Source organism: Acinetobacter sp. UC24323 (assembly GCF_024151445.1).
GTDB classification, from domain to species: Bacteria; Pseudomonadota; Gammaproteobacteria; order Pseudomonadales; family Moraxellaceae; genus Acinetobacter; species Acinetobacter baumannii.
Genome location: NZ_JAHIBY010000001.1, coordinates 319,214 through 336,847, shown reverse-complemented (window position 1 = coordinate 336,847; position 17,634 = coordinate 319,214). Strand labels below are relative to the sequence as shown.

Sequence of the window (17,634 nt, the reverse complement as noted above, 5' to 3'; positions counted from 1 at the left end):
CTTAAATCCAGGCATGGCGGGCAGGGAAATGACCATTAAGGTAATAATTGCCAATGGCATGTAATTTCCAGCGAACAGGGTCGTGTAAGGTATGTACACGGGCATTTCGCCAATGTTGATCTAAATTATGTTGGCTTAAGCTTGAGCGGCTACCGCCTAGCTCTAGTAGTTTTTCAGAGATTTGTAGAGCCGCATCATTGGCATAGACTTTTGCTTCTGCGACCAAAATTGAAGCTTTTGCTACTTGTTCGTCAGTCACCGTTTGAAGTTGATCAAGTTCATCTAAATATTCAGCAGCTTCATCAAGCAGTAAAATTGCTGCGTCGAGTAAAATATTTAACTTACCCACCTCTTGTAGGGTGTAATGTTCAAAGCTGGCTTTTTCAACATTTGCATCAATAATTGGGCGCGCTTTGTGTATAGTCGATAAAGTATCTTCAAAAGCAGCTTCCGCAATACCGACATCAATTGCCACTTGTAATAACTGCGAATACGCACCGCGATAGGTTGGAACTTGTGTTAATAAACGCTCATCAAAAATAAGTTCAGGATTAATTTCAACTTGATTTAATTTAACTGTACCACTCGCTGTAGTACGTTGACCAAACCCATTCCAGTCATTAATAATTTCAATGCCTTGAGCATCTCGATTCACAATGACTAAAACCACATGACCTTCAGGATGAACCGCTTTAATTGCGAGCCAATGCGCAAAACTTGTTCCCGTCGAATAAAACTTTTCGCCGTTTAAAAAATATTTGCCGTTTTCAATAGTAAGCGTGGTTTTTAAGGTTTTTGAGTCATGGGTATTTCGTTCGGGACCACCGTTGGCAAGACGTTTACCGGCTAATATTTCTGAAAAGATAAATTGTTTTTGTTGTTCTGTACCCATGATTTCAATCAGGTTTAACAGGCTAATCTGATTTTGTGGAATCTGACCAACATTTGCATCACCTTTACTTAAAATACGGAAAACTTGTGCCAGTGTTTTATTGGAAACGAAAGCACCGCCGTATTTTTTTGCAATACGAATTCCGCCTAAGCCTTTTTGGCTAAAGCTTTCGATTTGCTCATGCGGTAATAAGCGTTGTTGATCACGTGTATTACGACCCTCTAAAGCAAAATCAGCCACTTGATAAGCAGCATTAATTGCTTGTTGATCATTTTGAATGACTTGGACGTATGCCGTCGTTTTAGATAGAGAATTAGACATAATGACACCTTGTATTGCTGTCATTACCTTACAAAAGAAATATTTTTCCACTAAACGAGGACTTATGCTCAGCTTATGAATAAAAATGCAAAGCACTTTTTTTGATTTTTAATAGATAAATATAGATATAGAAATATATTAAAAATCAATAAATTATAATTTTTATTTGTAAAATGAATAACTAAAAAGTTTTTAATATGAAAAACAGCTATAAGTACGGTAAAAAAAGATATAAAAAATATAGACCTAACTGTCAGTGAAAAATGAGCACAATATCCATTGTTTTCATTAAAAATAGCTTCTAAAGTATCTACTTACCGAAGACGATTTTTGTACGAATAGTCAAATAAAAATAAACGTGGAGATTTTATGCGGGTTTTGTATCAGTTTCCTTTGTCTCATTATTGTGAAAAAGCTCGCTGGTTGTTAGACCATAAAGAACTTGATTACGTTGCACATAATTTGATTCCTGGATTTCACCGTGCTTTTGCACAACTTAAAACAGGTCAAAATTTGTTGCCGATTTTAAAAGATGACCATCGCTGGATTGCTGAGTCGACTAAAATTGCGCTTTATCTGGATGATACTTATCCGGAACATGCACTTTTACGCCGTGATGAACAACTTAGACAGCAAACTCTTAAAATTGATAGTTTGGCAGATGAACTTGGGGTGCATGTACGTCGTTGGGCACTTGCTCATACTTTAGCTCAAGGTGATCATGCTCTAGAGATTATGATGGGCGAACAAGGCTACTTACGACAGTTTGAGAAAATATCAAAACCGTTTCTCAAGACTCTAGTCAAGAAGAATTATAAGCTTGAAGAAGAGCTCGTAAGTCAGTCAAAAGGACGCATGGATGAACTCATTAATGAGTTAAACCACTATTTAATTGAAAACCAAGCACGTTATATGGTTGGTGACCGCTTAAGCCTCGCTGATATTTCAGTATGTTCTATGCTTGCACCTTTATTAGAAATAAAAGGTACACCATGGGAAAGGGAAGAAGATGGGGAAGTATCGCCTGATTGGAGTAATTATCAGAAATATTTACTTGATTTGCCGCTTGGACAGTATGTTTTAAGAATATATCAAACTGAACGTAATGCACGGGTTGACTGGCGAGGAATTTAAATTTTAGTTTTTAAAAAGCTCCGATAAAATCGGGGCTTTTTTATTTTTTAACTTTAAAGATACTTAAAAAATATTACTATCAATTTTATAAATGATTTTTAATAAAACATTTATGTACATTATTTTGATACTTAATTTAATATTTATTACTGTTTATTTAACTTAAGTATAAGCTACTAATAAATTTGATCTTTTATTTTGGGGATAAAAGTTACTTTTGCTAAAAACAGTTTTTAGAAAAATTTAAGCCACTTTATTGTGCATGTGTTTACATTGTAATCAATAATTGCCACATTTAAGTGTAAATAGATGAGCTTAATAATAGACAGAAGATTAAAACATAGATTAAAGTAGAAACATGTGAGCAGTTTTAAAGGTATTAATTCTGCGAAACAGATAAATAATAAGTGAAGCAAATGGACGTGTCCTACTTGGAAAAGTTGGCTCGATAATTGCAATTTAATAATAAATCACTCTATTTCTCTATATGAATGATTCTGTAGACAAATAGAGGGAATGATCATCAAGGAGTTCTTATGAAACGTTCTGCAACCTCTCTCATTGTTTCAACAGTTATGCTTTGTACGGTTGGTGCTACTTCTCAAATTCAGGCAGCAGATACATTAGCTAAGATTAAAAGTACTGGGAAAATCGTTATTGGCCACCGAGAATCGTCTGACCCGATTTCATATGTTGTTGCAGGTAAACCAGTAGGTTATGCAGTCGACATTTGTAACCAGTTTGCAAATGATATTAAAAAAGAATTGAAAATGCCTGGTTTAAAAGTTGAATACAAGGCAGTAACTTCATCAACACGTATTCCTGAGCTTTTAGCGGGCAATATTGATATGGAATGTGGTACCACCACAAACTCTAAACAGCGTCAGCAACAAGTGGGTTTCTCAACTAACTACTATGCAACAGAAGTACGCATGGCTGTTAAAGCAAACTCTGGTATTAAAAGTTTGGCAGACTTAAATGGTAAAGCAGTTGTTACTACTCAAGGTACTACATCTGACAAGTACATTAAGATGAATGAAAAAGGCCAAGCAATTAATGTACAAAATATTTATGGTAAAGACCATGCTGACTCTTTTGCCATGATGGCATCTGGACGCGCTGCTGCATTTGTAATGGATGATAATATTTTAGCAGGCTTAATTGCTAAGTCTTCTACACCTAAAGCATTTGCAATTGTTGGTCCAGTACTTTCATCAGAACCTTATGGCATTATGATTGCAAAAGATGATCCAAAATTTAAAGCAATTGCTGACCGTACTGTAAATAACTTATGGAAAACTGGTCAAATGGATGTTTTATATAAAAAATGGTTCTTATCGCCAATTCCACCGAAAAATACTAATTTGAATATGCAACAAAGTTCATCTTATAAAAAACTCAAAGCTCACCCAACAGATGCAGGAATCTAACTGGATCTTTTTGTCCTAAATTTACTTGTGCAGGTGTAAAAATTCATTTGCACAAGTGGTCTATTTTCTAAAGATATTAATTTAAGGGGCAAACATGTCAGTCGGCTCACTAAACTGGACTATATTCTGTGCGGAGTCTAATGAATATGGTGTCGATAAAGCCGCATGGGCAGAATCAGTTTGTAAGGTTATTGGTAGTTCTAGCTACAATGCCTATGCTGAGGCGCCCACATGGTTACAAATGTTAGGTTCTGGTGTCTTTACTATGGTTTGGACTGCCATTGTAGCCTTTCTTATCGCATTTTTATTAGGTTCTCTCCTCGGGGTAATTCGTACTTTACCCAATAAACCACTTGCTTTTATCGGCAACTGCTATGTCGAAATATTCCGTAATATTCCATTAATTGTACAGTTATTCTTCTGGGCTTTTGTTTTTCCGGAGTTCTTACCGGACAGTTTAAGTGCAGGAAGTGGAGATGTTGTAGCAGGGGGATGGTGGAAAAACATTTTAAATCAACAACCCGCTGTTATCGGTGTTTTTGCTTTAGGTCTTTATACTGCGGCACGTGTTTCGGAGCATGTCAGAGCCGGAATTAACACGGTTTCTCGTGGTCAAAAGTTTGCGGCATCGGCTATGGGTTTTACCACCGCTCAAAGTTATCGTTATGTGATTTTGCCAGTTGCATACCGTACGGTATGGCCAACGATTACGTCAGAAGCAATGAACGTCTTTAAAAACTCGGCAGTTTTATATGCCTTAAGTGTTTTAAATTTCTTTGCTTATACCAAAACCATGCGTGAAGAGACTTCACAGGACATTATTATTCTTATTCTGTCTACACCTGTCTATTTAATCATTACATACACCATTAAATTTATAATGGCATGGATTGAAAAACGCATGGCTGTACCAGGTTTAGGCTCGGGAGGAAAATAATTATGGATTTTTCTCTATTGCATAATCCTGATGTTATTGCGGCATTAAAAGAAGGATTTATTTTTACACTTACCGTAACCGTGCTTGCAATGATGGGGGGTATCCTCATTGGAACTCCTTTGGCAATGATGCGTTTATCCAACAACGCCCTTGCAAGTAACTTTGCCAAGTTCTATGTAGATTTATTGCGTGGTATCCCATTAATTCAAGTTATTTTTATTTTTTATTTCTTGTTGCCAAAGATATTTGAGTTTCAATCAGATACGTATTGGGGGCCATTATTTTCCAGCGTTGTGACTTTTGCCATTTTTGAAGCTGCGTTTTTCTCGGAAATTGTACGTTCGGGTATTCAGTCTATTTCAAAAGGGCAAGTCAATGCAGGCTACGCTTTAGGTTTTACCTATGGACAATCCATGCGTTATGTGGTGTTACCGCAGGCCTTTCGCAATATGCTTCCGGTATTACTTACTCAAACCATCATTTTATTTCAGGATGTGTCATTAGTTTATGTCATTAGTGCACCAGACTTCTTAGGTCGTGCAGATACTTTGGCTAATACCTATGGTCCTGAAACGAAAGCAACATTCTATTTAATCGTCGCTGTGGTGTATTTCTGTAGCTCGTTTGTGCTATCGCAATTAGTCAAACGTTTGCAGAAAAAAATTGCCATCATTCGCTAATTGGAGATTTTAAATGCCAATGATAGACATCCAACATATCTCTAAATGGTATGGTGATTTTCAGGTTTTAACAGATTGCACGACGAGTATTGAAAAAGGTGATGTCGTTGTTGTTTGTGGGCCATCCGGTTCAGGCAAATCAACGCTCATTAAAACTGTAAATGCTTTAGAGCCGTTTCAGCAAGGCGACATTATTGTTGATGGGGTTTCACTAAAAGATCCGAAAACTGATCTTGCAAAGTTCCGTTCTCGGGTAGGAATGGTGTTCCAGCATTTTGAACTTTTTCCTCACATGACTGTTTTGGAAAATTTAACCATTGCCCAAGTAAAAGTTTTAAAACGTTCAGTTGCAGAAGCACGTGAAAAAGGTCTTAAATATTTAGAACGTGTAGGTCTGCTTGCCCATAAGGATAAATTTCCAGGGCAACTTTCTGGTGGCCAGCAACAGCGTGTTGCTATTGCCCGTGGCTTATCAATGGACCCAATCTGTATGTTGTTTGATGAACCTACTTCGGCACTCGACCCTGAAATGGTAGGTGAGGTTCTTGAAGTGATGGTGCAACTTGCTCATGAAGGTATGACCATGATGTGTGTGACACATGAAATGGGCTTTGCAAAACGCGTATCTAACCGTTTAATTTTTATGGATGAAGGTAAAATTCTTGAAGATTGCCCAACCCATGAATTCTTTGATAATTTAGAGGCACGTCATGAGCGCGCTAAAATTTTCTTGGAAAAAATTCAGGCAATGCACTAATTGTGACAATAAAAAAGAGCCATGAGTGGCTCTTTTTTTACATCTAAATTTTAGAAATTATATTTTGCTAATAAATTTATGCGGGAGTAATCACCTTTATCACCTGCAAAAGTTTCACGCTGGCCGTAAGTATATTCTGCACCTAAATCAATATTTTTAACCGGATTCCAGATTAAGTTGACCAAAGCGTTATAAATTTCTTTGTTATAGCTAGTATTGGTTAAATTGCTATTTGCATAGACGTTATCATCTTTATATTGAATACCGCCTATTGCGAAAGTAGAGCGGAGAATAGGGCTCCATTTCCGTTGGTAGCCGATTACCGCACTATCAAATTCACCTAAGTTGATATCTTGAGTAGTTGTATCGTATGCATATGCAGAGTTGCTATAAGATAAATAGCGGCCATCACCTTTAACATGATAATAGTTGGCAACGACACTATCCTGAGGCGTGATATCGTACTTGCCGCCGATGCCTACACCCCAGCCAAATTTTTCTTCAGATGAACTATCTTTAGGCGCTACTCGATTTTCATGGGCAAGACCATGAAGCTGTAATAAGCCTTTATTATCTGCGGTTTTGAAATCATAACGAGTTGTTAGAGCAGGGAAACGGCTTCCTCCAGCAGCATTACTCACTTTTTCAACATCACCACCTTCTAAGGCAACTAATATTTTTTGTTGAGCATTAATTGGTTGAGTATAGCGAACCTGTACAGTACGTGTGGTTCCTGTACCTACTGCACCAGTAAAGTCTAGTGTTTCCGGAGAAGTATCTGTATTGACGAAAGGTGAAGTGGTTTGACCAACTAACCATTTACCTAAAGACATATAGGCATGGCGTACACGGAAAGTTCCACTGCCATTATCGCCATTGCCACCCATAAAATCGGCTTCAATTTTGCCTGTTAAATCGCCATATTGTGTAGGTCGAGTAAGATCTAACCCAATGCGTGTAGTCGCTGCAGATACATTTAAGGAGTCCTGTCTTGGGTCATCTTTATTTAAAGGGTAGTTAGCACCATTTGAAATGCTGCCATTTGACCCCTTAAAGTCATAGGTTGCATCTACACGTACATTCCCATAAAGCTTGACTTGCGTTTGACCATCAGGCATTTGCATCCAACCCGGTTTGCTCTGAGGAACGGGTGAGCTTGCTGTAATTGTGGTTGGCGGCACTGTTGGAGTATTTACTACAGCTACCGCTTTTTGCTGATTTGATAATTGCTGGACCAGTTGCTTTAACTCACTGACTTCTTTACGTAAAGCATCTACTTCTGCATCAGTAGCAGCATGAGCTGGCATAACTACACCAGTTAAGCTGATAGTGCTCATTGCAAGAATTAATGTTTTGATATTTTTCACAGGCATTCCCCACATTGGATATAAAAGATTTCCAATATGTGCATAACAAAAAGAGTGCCAACTTTTTAAAATTATTTAAACTCATTGATTTTAATTAAGAAATTATAAAATTTTTAAAAATTAAATATATTTTTATGCATATACTAATTAAATCATTGAATAGTTATAAGCTATAAGTAATTGAAAATGCGCTATGAACGTTATACTACTGCACAGTTAACAAGCAAAAGTTTAGATTAAGAGGGTGGTAAAGCTTAATTCTCTCTTTTAATGGTATTTGATTTCCAAAGTAGGCTTAGCTTTAGGATATACTGTGATTTATAAAGCGTGTTAATTGGAGCAAAGAATGGAGTTGGACCGTTTTGATAAACAAATTCTGGAAATTTTGTCTCATGAAGACCTGAATTTGAATGAGCTTTCAGAACGGATTAATCTTTCAGTTAGTTCTGTTCATCGCCGAATTAAACACTTGATTGAAGCTAATATCATGGGGCAACTCAAAAGAGAAATTAATTTTAGCAAATTGGGTTTTACCTTGCATATTTTGCTACAAGTCTCTTTAAGCAAGCATGATAGTGAGACATTTGATAAATTTCTTTCTGAAATTGAAGCTATTCCTGAAGTAACAAATGCTTTTTTGGTAACTGGTCAAAGCGCCGATTTTATTCTTGAATTAGTTGCACGTAATATGGACGACTATAGCGAAATTTTATTAAGACGGATTGGTAAAATTGATAATGTCGTTGCTCTGCATTCGAGCTTTGTCATTAAAGAATACAATGTATTTAACTGTTATAACTTATTAAATAAAGTATAAAAAAACGCACCAGTTGGTGCGTTTTCTCGTCTTAGGCATCAAGTTGCGCTAAAACTTCATCACTAAACTCAACGTTTGTATAAACGTTTTGTACATCGTCTAAATCTTCAAGCATATCAATGAGTTTCATCACTTGTTTAGCTTGATCAATATCAGTGATTTCTGCTTTAGTAGAAGGGCTCATCACTACTTCAGCATTGTCTGATTTTAAACCAGCAGCTGCAAGAGCATCTTGAACCTCACCAAAAGTCTCTGGAGAAGTGATTACTAAAATTTCATCTTCTGAAACTTCAATATCTTCTGCACCAGCTTCTAAAGCAACGTCCATGATCTTATCTTCTAAAGAAACATCGTCAAAAGTAATCTCACCACGTTTGGTAAATAGGTAAGCAACAGAACCTGCGGTACCTAAGTTACCATTAGTTTTGCTGAAACAATGGCGAACATCTGGAACTGTACGGTTCAGGTTGTCTGTCATTGTTTCAACAAGAACCGCAACACCACCTACACCATAACCTTCGTAGGTTACTTCTTTTAAATCATCATTATCTTCACCACCCACACCGCGTTGAATTGCACGGTTAATGGTATCTCGTGTCATGTTGACAGAAAGCGCTTTTTCGACAACAGCACGAAGGCGAGGGTTACTGGCAGGATCTGCACCACCAAGTTTTGCAGCAGTGACAATTTCACGAATATATTTAGTAAAAACTTTACCGCGACTGGCATCTTGTTTCGCTTTACGATGCTTAATATTGGCCCATTTAGAATGACCCGCCATGGAAGTGAACTCCAAAAATTAAAAAATGCAAAAGTGACAGAATATTAGCATAGGCATGGTTTTCTTGAAAACTGTTGCCTTACGTTTTGTTAGTCAATTAAATAAGCTTAGAGAGCCTAAATTTACATAAAAATATAGGCTCAAATTTCATGAGAGAGTTAGCTAGTTAATTTTCACATCAATATCATATTGCGCATAAAGTTCTTTAATCGTTTCAAGATCTTTCTGTAAATCGGTAGGATAAATCTTACCTAAAATACCGCCTTTTTTGGTTCTTGCATTTGCATACATCAGCACAATTGGAACATTTGCTGCCTTAGCAATATGCCAAAAACCGGTACGAATAGGTTTGCGTTCCGATCCATCTTTGGCACGCGTTGCTTCAGGTGCAATCACTAGGTTAAATGTATCGCTACTTTGGAATTTTTCGACCATTTGAGAGACGATATCTTTGCTTGCTTTTCGGTCAACGGGAATGCCACCTAGCTTTTCAAGGATAGGCTTCATTGGACCTTTGAAAAGTTCTTTTTTTATTAGTGTATGAATTTTTAAATCTAATATTTGAAACAAAGCAATTGATAAGATCGCATCAAGGTTAGAAGTATGTTCAAAACCGATAATAACTTGTTTTTTCTCAAGAATTGTAGGATCTGCATCATAGGTCCAACCAACTGCTTTGAAGATAGAATTGCCTAAAAACTTTTTCATAGAGATGTGGGAGACAATAAGGTTGCAGAATTCTAATATGAGTTTGTCTAAAAAGGTAGAAAATTATCTTCCAAACAAATTTTATTTATTTTAATTTAAAAATATTTTTAAATATTATATTCTAATTTTATAATAGAAAAATATATAATTGAATTTTTAAAATATTATTGTATATATTAGAAGTATTAAGGATTTTCAGTTTTAATCAAATACTCAATATATTGCCATTTCTTAGAGGGATCAATCAGATCTTTATCAATTGTCCCATCAATAATAATACCATCAATAATTGAAATGATGATATGAGTAAGTGGAGTAGGGTCTTTAATATCTAGCTCTACTAATAAACTATTTAATAAATTTATAAGCCAGTTTGTATATTCTTGAAATGGTTCACGAATTGAGGTGTATTGTTTAGACACTTCAATAAAAGCCTTTTTGAATAAGCAACCATTAAAATTCTTACTATTAATCCAGTCAATATACCAATTAAAAATTAGATGTATTTTCTCAATTGGACTCACATCTGGATGTAAGCTTAATTTTTCATAAATTGAATTTTGTATATTAATATTTCGATGATGTAGGCACTCCATGATTAAACTTTCTTTAGAGGGAAAATATTTGTAGAAAGTCATCTTGGCTACATTTGATTCAGCAATAATTTTGTCTACCCCTGTAGCATTGTAACCAATTTGGTTAAAAAGTTCTAAAGCAGTATTTATAATATCTTCTTTTTTTGACATTACATTTCCATATAATTGAAACTAATTATTACTTGATATAGATTTTAAAATTTTAATCAAATTAATCATAATCAAAAACATAATTTTATTCAAGTGAATATTATAAATGCTACTCAAGATTATTTTTAAATTTTTAAAATATTCTATTTGATTTAGTAGAATTTTAATTCTAATATGAATTTTCGATAAAAGGAGTCTTATTTTTATCTTAACTATTTGTTTTTAAAATAGAATATGGAAATTTAAAAAATTAATAAGTTTAATGAGAGTGGATTATGCCTAAAAAATTTGAGGACTTTAATAATCCTAGGAAAAAAGCACTTGCAGGGATGAAACAAAGCATTTCAGCTGAACTTTGGGACAAAAATCTTAATTTTTTAAATCAATTAAGAGCCAAGATCGCGAAACATCCAGTATCTCATCATCCTGCAATAGAAACTTTAAATAACGGTGAAATTAATAAAGAAAACTTAAAGCGTATTCATTTAGAGTATCGCCATGCAATCGTACAAACTTTTACAGATGCTTTATTAATGGCTCAATACCAGACAAAGCAGTTAGAACCTAGGTTGCATGCAGGTGCAAAGATGTTTCCGCGCTGTCTTTTGAGTCTTAACATATTTGATGAGTTTGGGTTTCGGCCTGGGACCGACAAAGACGGTTATTATCAAGGTAACCCAGAATATGCACATTATCCTTTATTTGAAGATGTCCTTGATGATTTTGGAGTGACGGAGGAAGAGCGCCGGAGTTATCAACCAACAGAAATTGCACATCAGGTGAGAGAGTTTCTAGAAAATTCCTATAAAGACTATAAAGCCGTTTCTGCTTTATTAGCTGTAGCTGAAGAAGAAGTTATTTTGTACAGTCCACCTTTACGAAAAGCAACCAGTGCTGTAGGTATAGCGGTCGAGGGTGGTGGCTATTACCATGTGCATGGAGTATCTGAAGATGAAACTGCTGAGGCAGCAGATGACGACCATGAAGAAGATCTATGGTTTATTTTAATGCAAGCTTGTACAGAAGAAGACTACACTTATTTAGAAAACCTATGCCTCGAATATTGTGATTTATGGGAAAAGTTTTGGGATGTTCAAATGGAAAACTCGAAATCAATCCTGAAACAAAATTTAGCTTAAGAACAGGTCAAATAATCAACTCAAACATTTATAACAGTCCTAAAGGTTGAAAAGGAATGCTCAACAATATGGAAATTGGAAAAGACTTTTAATGTTTAATTGAACAATTTTTGAATAATGAAGTGATATTTGGCTATATTTTAAAAATATCTAAAGTTAAAAAACCCCAAAAACTTAAAGTTTTTTGGGGTTTGTATTTGGTGGGCCCACACAGACTCGAACTGTGGACCAACGGATTATGAGTCCGCTGCTCTAACCGACTGAGCTATAGGCCCTATAATCAGAAAAGCTTTTAATCTCAAGGCTTTTCAGTGCCTGCAATACTAATCAATTTTTTTATTAAACACAAGTATTTTTCAAAAGTAGCAGCAGTAGACCTGAAAAATATTTTGCTATATTGTTAATTATCACAAGCGATAGGGATTCTAGCTTATGAGCACTTCACGAGTAAAGCTAACGAAGTCATTTATCGATCAACTTGAACTCACACCGGCTATTTATCGTGACAGTGAGATTATTGGCTTTGCTATTCGTGTAAATAACTCTTATAAAACTTACATTGTGGAGAAGAAAGTAAAGGGAAAATCAATTCGTTGTAAATTAGGGGATTATGAAAAAATTACTGTTGAAGACGCCCGTGTACTTGCACAGCAGAAGTTAAAAGAGTTAACTGACTCAAACCCTTTAAGCATTAAAAATAATAAAATATTAAAAAATAGTTTAAATGAGAAAATTGATCAGCCTTATCTTAAAGAAGCTTTCCAAGTATATATAAATCACCACGAGTTAAAAGAAAGGACATTAGCCGACTATAGAGAAGTTATAGAAAAATATTTAATAGACTTAAGTGAACTTAAACTGATTGATATTACTGAACAGAGGATTGAAGAAAAGTATATTCAGCTATCTCAGTATAGTTATGCAAAAGCTAATTTATCTATGCGTGTACTTAGAGCAGTCTATCGTTTTTCAATTATGTATTATCAAAATAAAAATTGTGAAGTAATTATACCAAGGATAAACCCGGTTAATTTGTTAAAGAAGAAACAGCTCTGGGAAGAAATTCCACCTCGAAGAAACTATATCGATGTGGATAATCTAACCAAGTGGGTGCAAGCAATTATTGAATATAAAGGTAGGGGACAGGAAAATGAAACAAATAAGGATTTTTTATTAACACTTATATTAACAGGGCTTTTTAGGAATGAGTGTGAATCTTTACATTGGAAAAATATAGATTTAGAGGAAGGAACTCTGTCTTTTATAAATCCATACAATAATGTGTACTATAAAATTTATATGGGAAACTTTCTTTGGCATCTGATGAAAAAACGAAGAATACAAAATAAAGGAGAGTGGGTTTTTCCATCTGTAAAATCTGAATCTGGTCATATTATTAATATTTCGAAATTTAGAAAAAAAATTAATGAGCAATGTAATCTTTCTTTTACTTTTCAAGATCTACGTAGAACATTTTATTTTGTGTTAAATCATTTAACTAATAAACCATTAGCTAGCAAAAGAACAGATCAGTATGAAGAAAAGCTGGACGTTAAGAATATTGCTCATGTTCAGGATATGCGTAATAGAATGAACAAGGTTGAGCAAATTATTCTTGGTCCCTATCGAGATGAACTTATTAAATCTATCAATATTAACCTATAAAATTTTGTCCTTTCAAAGCTAGAAATAGAAGCCGTACTGGGTCAAAAATAGTATAAATTTAAAGTAAGTTTTATGGATAAAACCTAGAATGAAGATTGTTTCTCATTTTCTACAACCTTTTGTAATTGATCAATTTTATACTTGACTAAAACACTTGGAATTTATACAGTAGTAGAGTATTTTTGATAATTATTATTATTGCTTAGTCCTGAAATACAGTAAGAAGCCTATTCATCATGAATAGGCTTTTTGCTTTCTTTAATTTAATCATAGAGTTCTCGTTTTTTATAAAAATTAATATAATAAAATCAATAAAATAAGTGTTTTTAATAAATTGAAAAAGATTGTCACGTAATTTTTCATTATGAACAAAACTGATTTAAATATTATTCAAAGTGAAACATGGCTAAATGCTAAGTTTAACTTTCAATCAATAAGGCATAGGAGTGTCATCATGTTTAAAGCAATGTTTTTCTTCAGTGCAGGTGCGATGTTTGGCTATTGTTATAAGCATTATGATGAAAAAGTTATAGAGTCTAATAAATCTAAATAGCTCCTAAAAAAACCGTCTAAATGGCGGTTTTTTAACGTCAATTTTGAGATAAGTTTGCTTGAACAATCTGGACAAGCTCTCTGGCTGCTTTCGATAACGGTTTATCTTGAAGCCAAATAAGATAAATAGATAAAGGCAAATGATTTTTCGTATTTTTAAAATCTAATTGAACTAAGTGGCCTTGTTCAATCTTTTCTTTTACCAAAGATAAGGGAAAATTTCCCCATCCTAAGCCAGCTTCGACCATATTAATTGCTGTTTGTAAGCTATTCGTTTTCCAGTACATTGCTCCAATGATTGAACGTGAGTCTTCCATATCCAGCTCACTACTTGCGACCACAATTTGCCGAATATTAATTAACTCTTCAATCGTGTTTAACTTATTCTGTTCTTTTAAAAACGGATGATGAGCAGAGATAGTAGCAACAACTGTTTCTGTCATTACTAATTGTAAGCTTTCACGCATTTTTATATTGAGGTTTGAACCTGCAAGGCAAAGGCTAATATTTTCTGTATAAAGTAAATTTAGAATATCATCTTGAGGAGCTGTAATAATTTCTAGGTTAAGAAGAGGAAACTTCTCTGCTAGTTGCTTTATGGCTTTAAAAAGTAATCCAGTATTCGCATCTGAAACCACACCTATTTTTAATTTACTTTCAAGACCAAGTGAAAGTTCATAAGCATGCGTAGCTAATAGCCTAAGCTGTTCAGCAATAATACGGGCTTGAGGTTCCAATGCTAAAGCCGCCGCGGTAGGAATAACTTTGCGGTGTGTACGTTCAAATAAGTGATAACCAAGTTCTGCTTCAATATTGGCAATTGCCATACTCACTGCTGATGGCACTCGATTTAACTTTCGTGCCGCGGCCGAGAAAGATCCAGTATCTAATACGGTTAAGAAAAGTTCGATATTTTCACTATTAAAATTCATTTTGATATCAGTAGAACTGAAAGCTGTTAACTTTATATGTGATTTTAACTGAAACTAAAATAAAAAGAAGTGATAAAAGTTGAAAGATTATGCAAGGTTTAAAACGTCGTATTGTTTATGTTTCTTCATATGAAATTATTGGAATGGTGATTTCATCAGTAGGTTTGGCTCTTTTGGCCGGAGATAGTGTAGAGCACACTGGGCCACTTTCAGTGATGATTACTACTATTGCGGTAACGTGGAACTTTATCTACAACATTCTTTATGAAAAATGGGAGGCTCGCCAAGAAAGTAAGTCGCGTACGGTTAAACGAAGAATTGCGCATGCGATCGGATTTCAAATTACTTTAGTAATGTTCTTAATTCCGCTTATTGCGTGGTGGATGAATATTTCTCTTGTTGCTGCATTTTGGTTAGATGTTGCATTTATTATTATCATTCCAATTTATACATTCATATTTAATTGGACATTCGACAAGTTATTTGGATTACCTGCCTCTGCACAACCAAGTACTGCTCAACAGTAGAAAATATTAATGAGATATCAAAGTGTTATTTTAGACTTTGATATCTCGTCTTAACATTATTTTATTCGTTCAAGTTGAAGAGCTTTTGAAATTTTTATTTGAGCTCTTTTGGCAAGTACATAATATAAAACTGCAGTGGATAACAATCCCACTAACCAAGATAAATCGACTCCACCCAACATTTCGGCAATTTGTCCTTTATAGAATTTACTATCAATAAAGGGCAACTGAAGTAAGATACCAATACAATAACAAGCGATTCCAATCGTGTTCCAGCGGCCATATTTACCATTTGGGTCATATAAGGCATCTACATCGCATTCTTCTTTAGAAATAAAATAGTAATCAACTAAATTAATTGCACTCCAAGGAATGAAAAATGTAAGAAGAAACAAAATAAAAGATTTGAATGCGCTTAAAAAAGTATGTTCACCTACAACTGCAATAAATGTTGAGATAATTACCATTGCAAGAACAATTGTAAGTCGCGTTAATTTTGAAATTTGAGCACTTGGCTTAAAACTGTTCCAAATGGTCGCAATACACATAAAACTGCCATAAGCATTGAGTGTAGATAACGTGACCTTTCCGAATGCAATACTAAAATATAAAAAAGTAATCACAAGAGCGATTGGATTCATGCCTACAACGTACTGAACTTCATTGCCAACAAAACCACCATTCGAGACTTGAGCAATGAATACACCGAGCATCATTGAAATTTGGGAGCCTATTAAAGACCCAAGCCCAACTGCCCAAAATACGCGTGTTGAAGATGTTTTTGTAGGAAGATAACGAGAATAATCTGCTACATAAGGTCCAAATGAAATTTGCCAAGAAGCAGAAAGAGAAACTGCTAATAAAAATGATGACCAGCTAAAATGCCGTACAGCAAGCAATTCTGAAATATTAGAGAGAGCTAAAATTTGAGTTAAAATAATAACAAAAGCAATTAAACCAATAACACTTGCAACTTTGCCTACCCAATGAATTAAACGATAGCCAATTGTCGCAAATATAATAATAAAACAAGCATAGATTAAAATACCTGTTGTATTACTCACCTGTGCTAGATGAGCAATTGCTTTACCAGCGAGTACCTCACCAGTGGCCGTAAAGCCAATATACATAAGACAAACAAGAATGATGGGGATACAGGCACCATATACCCCAAATTGGACTCGACTCGAAATCATTTGTGGGAGGCCGAGTTTTGGACCTTGAGCTGCGTGTAAAGCCATGACGGCAGCACCAAAGCATTGTCCAATAAAGAGGCCAATGATTGACCAAAATACATCACCACCTAATACGACGGCTAATGCACCTGTAACAATAGCTGTAATCTGTAAATTGGCCCCGAACCAAAGCGTAAATTGGGCAAATATACTGCCATGCCTTTCATTTTCAGGAATAAAGTCAATACTTCGGTTTTCAACAAATCCGCTTTTCGATTTCCCAGCTGATGAGTCCATAACACTCTCCTTATCCTTTAAGAGCTTTTCTATTATTAGATCCATTTATGTATAAACAAATACAAACATGTATATACAAGTTATTTGAAAAAGAAGCAAATGGTTTTTTGAGCCGAGATCTTAATTTTTTGTTTGTAAATTAAAACGAGTTGAGAAAACGAAACTGATGTTATGACTATTTTTATAAAGATGAGTCTGTTTGATCCGTAAATTCAGTTTATAAAAAAGCCCTCCATTGAGGGCAGATAATCAGACTTCTGCATCAAGGATTGCTTGAAAAAATACAGGTAACTCCGAAAATTGAACTAATTGTGTTTTATCAGCGTGTTTGTAATAGTACTGATAGTGGGGTGTTTCAAAACCACTATCAAGATATTGGGTTGCATCAGAAAATTGGGCTTTTGCAACGGGCTTATCCTTTTTAAATTTAACAATAATAGGATTAACGGAATTTAATTTAACAGGAACACCATTCTCGAATTTGGCTGTTTCAATGAGTAGAGATATTTTAAAATCACCAAATACTACACAAAACTGTCCTCCATTTTCTGTTTTAATTTCTCGATCATGAAAAAGTTCTTTAAATAAATTTTTTAAAGATTCTCTATGCTTGTCTAAAGCTAACTGAAAATCATGATCTTGCTGTTCTAGTTTCTCTTGCTCTTCTTTGAGCAATTTGGCCTGTTTTTCGATAGTTGTAAAATCCAAATTCATCTTAATTCTCCTTGTTGTGCTTTAAAACTATATATGGCAACCATTTGTTAAGTTTTAAAGAAA

General features: G+C 34.7%; 17 protein-coding genes and 1 tRNA gene. 9 read left to right on the top strand and 9 right to left on the bottom strand.

The window, feature by feature from the left end; all coding sequences use genetic code 11:
* Position 1 precedes the first annotated feature (1 nt).
* Positions 2–1,237, bottom strand: coding sequence for an SfnB family sulfur acquisition oxidoreductase (locus tag KNQ97_RS01615; protein WP_098714616.1), 1,236 nt, complete (start codon positions 1,235–1,237; stop codon positions 2–4).
* A gap of 345 nt (positions 1,238–1,582) precedes the next feature.
* Between KNQ97_RS01615 and KNQ97_RS01610 the strand changes: the two genes are divergently transcribed.
* The 5 genes from KNQ97_RS01610 to KNQ97_RS01590 all read left to right on the top strand — a co-directional run bounded on the left by KNQ97_RS01610 (position 1,583) and on the right by KNQ97_RS01590 (position 6,151).
* Entirely contained in the window at positions 1,583–2,347 is a 765-nt protein-coding gene (locus KNQ97_RS01610; RefSeq protein ID WP_001265503.1) for a glutathione S-transferase family protein, read from the top strand.
* A 536-nt stretch (positions 2,348–2,883) separates the two neighbouring features.
* Complete coding sequence (locus KNQ97_RS01605; RefSeq protein WP_253611699.1) at positions 2,884–3,777, top strand: amino acid ABC transporter substrate-binding protein; 894 nt, start codon at positions 2,884–2,886, stop codon at positions 3,775–3,777.
* 94 nt (positions 3,778–3,871) lie between these two features.
* The gene (locus KNQ97_RS01600; RefSeq protein ID WP_000110649.1) at positions 3,872–4,714 is read left to right on the top strand and encodes an amino acid ABC transporter permease; all 843 of its coding nucleotides are present in this window, start codon (positions 3,872–3,874) and stop codon (positions 4,712–4,714) included.
* A gap of 2 nt (positions 4,715–4,716) precedes the next feature.
* Positions 4,717–5,394: an amino acid ABC transporter permease gene (locus tag KNQ97_RS01595; protein WP_253611698.1), complete on the top strand. Its 678-nt coding sequence runs from the start codon at positions 4,717–4,719 to the stop codon at positions 5,392–5,394.
* A gap of 13 nt (positions 5,395–5,407) precedes the next feature.
* Positions 5,408–6,151, top strand: a complete 744-nt coding sequence (locus KNQ97_RS01590) for an amino acid ABC transporter ATP-binding protein (protein ID WP_001132006.1) — start codon at positions 5,408–5,410, stop codon at positions 6,149–6,151.
* Between the two features lie 50 nt (positions 6,152–6,201).
* Here KNQ97_RS01590 and KNQ97_RS01585 read toward each other — a convergent pair whose 3' ends face one another.
* Entirely contained in the window at positions 6,202–7,518 is a 1,317-nt protein-coding gene (locus KNQ97_RS01585; protein WP_193789712.1) for a DcaP family trimeric outer membrane transporter, read from the bottom strand.
* Positions 7,519–7,864: 346 nt separating this feature from the next.
* On the opposite strand from KNQ97_RS01585, the gene KNQ97_RS01580 reads away from it, so the two are divergent.
* Entirely contained in the window at positions 7,865–8,335 is a 471-nt protein-coding gene (locus KNQ97_RS01580; protein WP_000418050.1) for an Lrp/AsnC family transcriptional regulator, read from the top strand.
* A 31-nt stretch (positions 8,336–8,366) separates the two neighbouring features.
* Here KNQ97_RS01580 and KNQ97_RS01575 read toward each other — a convergent pair whose 3' ends face one another.
* The 3 genes from KNQ97_RS01575 to KNQ97_RS01565 all read right to left on the bottom strand — a co-directional run bounded on the left by KNQ97_RS01575 (position 8,367) and on the right by KNQ97_RS01565 (position 10,570).
* Entirely contained in the window at positions 8,367–9,116 is a 750-nt protein-coding gene (locus tag KNQ97_RS01575) for a YebC/PmpR family DNA-binding transcriptional regulator (protein ID WP_000907230.1), read from the bottom strand.
* Between the two features lie 162 nt (positions 9,117–9,278).
* Positions 9,279–9,824 carry a 1-acyl-sn-glycerol-3-phosphate acyltransferase gene (locus KNQ97_RS01570; protein ID WP_000713973.1) on the bottom strand — a complete coding sequence of 182 codons (546 nt, stop codon included), beginning with the start codon at positions 9,822–9,824 and terminating at the stop codon, positions 9,279–9,281.
* Positions 9,825–10,009: 185 nt separating this feature from the next.
* Positions 10,010–10,570: a TetR/AcrR family transcriptional regulator gene (locus tag KNQ97_RS01565; RefSeq protein WP_000037166.1), complete on the bottom strand. Its 561-nt coding sequence runs from the start codon at positions 10,568–10,570 to the stop codon at positions 10,010–10,012.
* Positions 10,571–10,845: 275 nt separating this feature from the next.
* Between KNQ97_RS01565 and KNQ97_RS01560 the strand changes: the two genes are divergently transcribed.
* Entirely contained in the window at positions 10,846–11,709 is an 864-nt protein-coding gene (locus KNQ97_RS01560) for a hypothetical protein (protein ID WP_031998586.1), read from the top strand.
* A gap of 198 nt (positions 11,710–11,907) precedes the next feature.
* Here the strand turns inward: KNQ97_RS01560 and KNQ97_RS01555 are convergent.
* Positions 11,908–11,984, bottom strand: a tRNA-Ile gene (locus KNQ97_RS01555).
* A 157-nt stretch (positions 11,985–12,141) separates the two neighbouring features.
* Here KNQ97_RS01555 and KNQ97_RS01550 point away from each other — a divergent pair.
* Entirely contained in the window at positions 12,142–13,374 is a 1,233-nt protein-coding gene (locus KNQ97_RS01550) for an integrase family protein (RefSeq protein WP_253611697.1), read from the top strand.
* A 590-nt stretch (positions 13,375–13,964) separates the two neighbouring features.
* On the opposite strand, the gene KNQ97_RS01545 is transcribed toward KNQ97_RS01550, so the two are convergent.
* Positions 13,965–14,858: a LysR family transcriptional regulator gene (locus KNQ97_RS01545; RefSeq protein WP_065709671.1), complete on the bottom strand. Its 894-nt coding sequence runs from the start codon at positions 14,856–14,858 to the stop codon at positions 13,965–13,967.
* A gap of 89 nt (positions 14,859–14,947) precedes the next feature.
* Between KNQ97_RS01545 and KNQ97_RS01540 the strand changes: the two genes are divergently transcribed.
* Positions 14,948–15,385, top strand: coding sequence for a PACE efflux transporter (locus KNQ97_RS01540; protein WP_001161759.1), 438 nt, complete (start codon positions 14,948–14,950; stop codon positions 15,383–15,385).
* 56 nt (positions 15,386–15,441) lie between these two features.
* Here the strand turns inward: KNQ97_RS01540 and KNQ97_RS01535 are convergent, their stop codons facing one another.
* The gene (locus KNQ97_RS01535; RefSeq protein ID WP_004747423.1) at positions 15,442–16,857 is read right to left on the bottom strand and encodes a cytosine permease; all 1,416 of its coding nucleotides are present in this window, start codon (positions 16,855–16,857) and stop codon (positions 15,442–15,444) included.
* Positions 16,858–17,106: 249 nt separating this feature from the next.
* Positions 17,107–17,571: a hypothetical protein gene (locus tag KNQ97_RS01530; RefSeq protein ID WP_001046931.1), complete on the bottom strand. Its 465-nt coding sequence runs from the start codon at positions 17,569–17,571 to the stop codon at positions 17,107–17,109.
* Between the last annotated feature and the right edge of the window lie 63 nt (positions 17,572–17,634).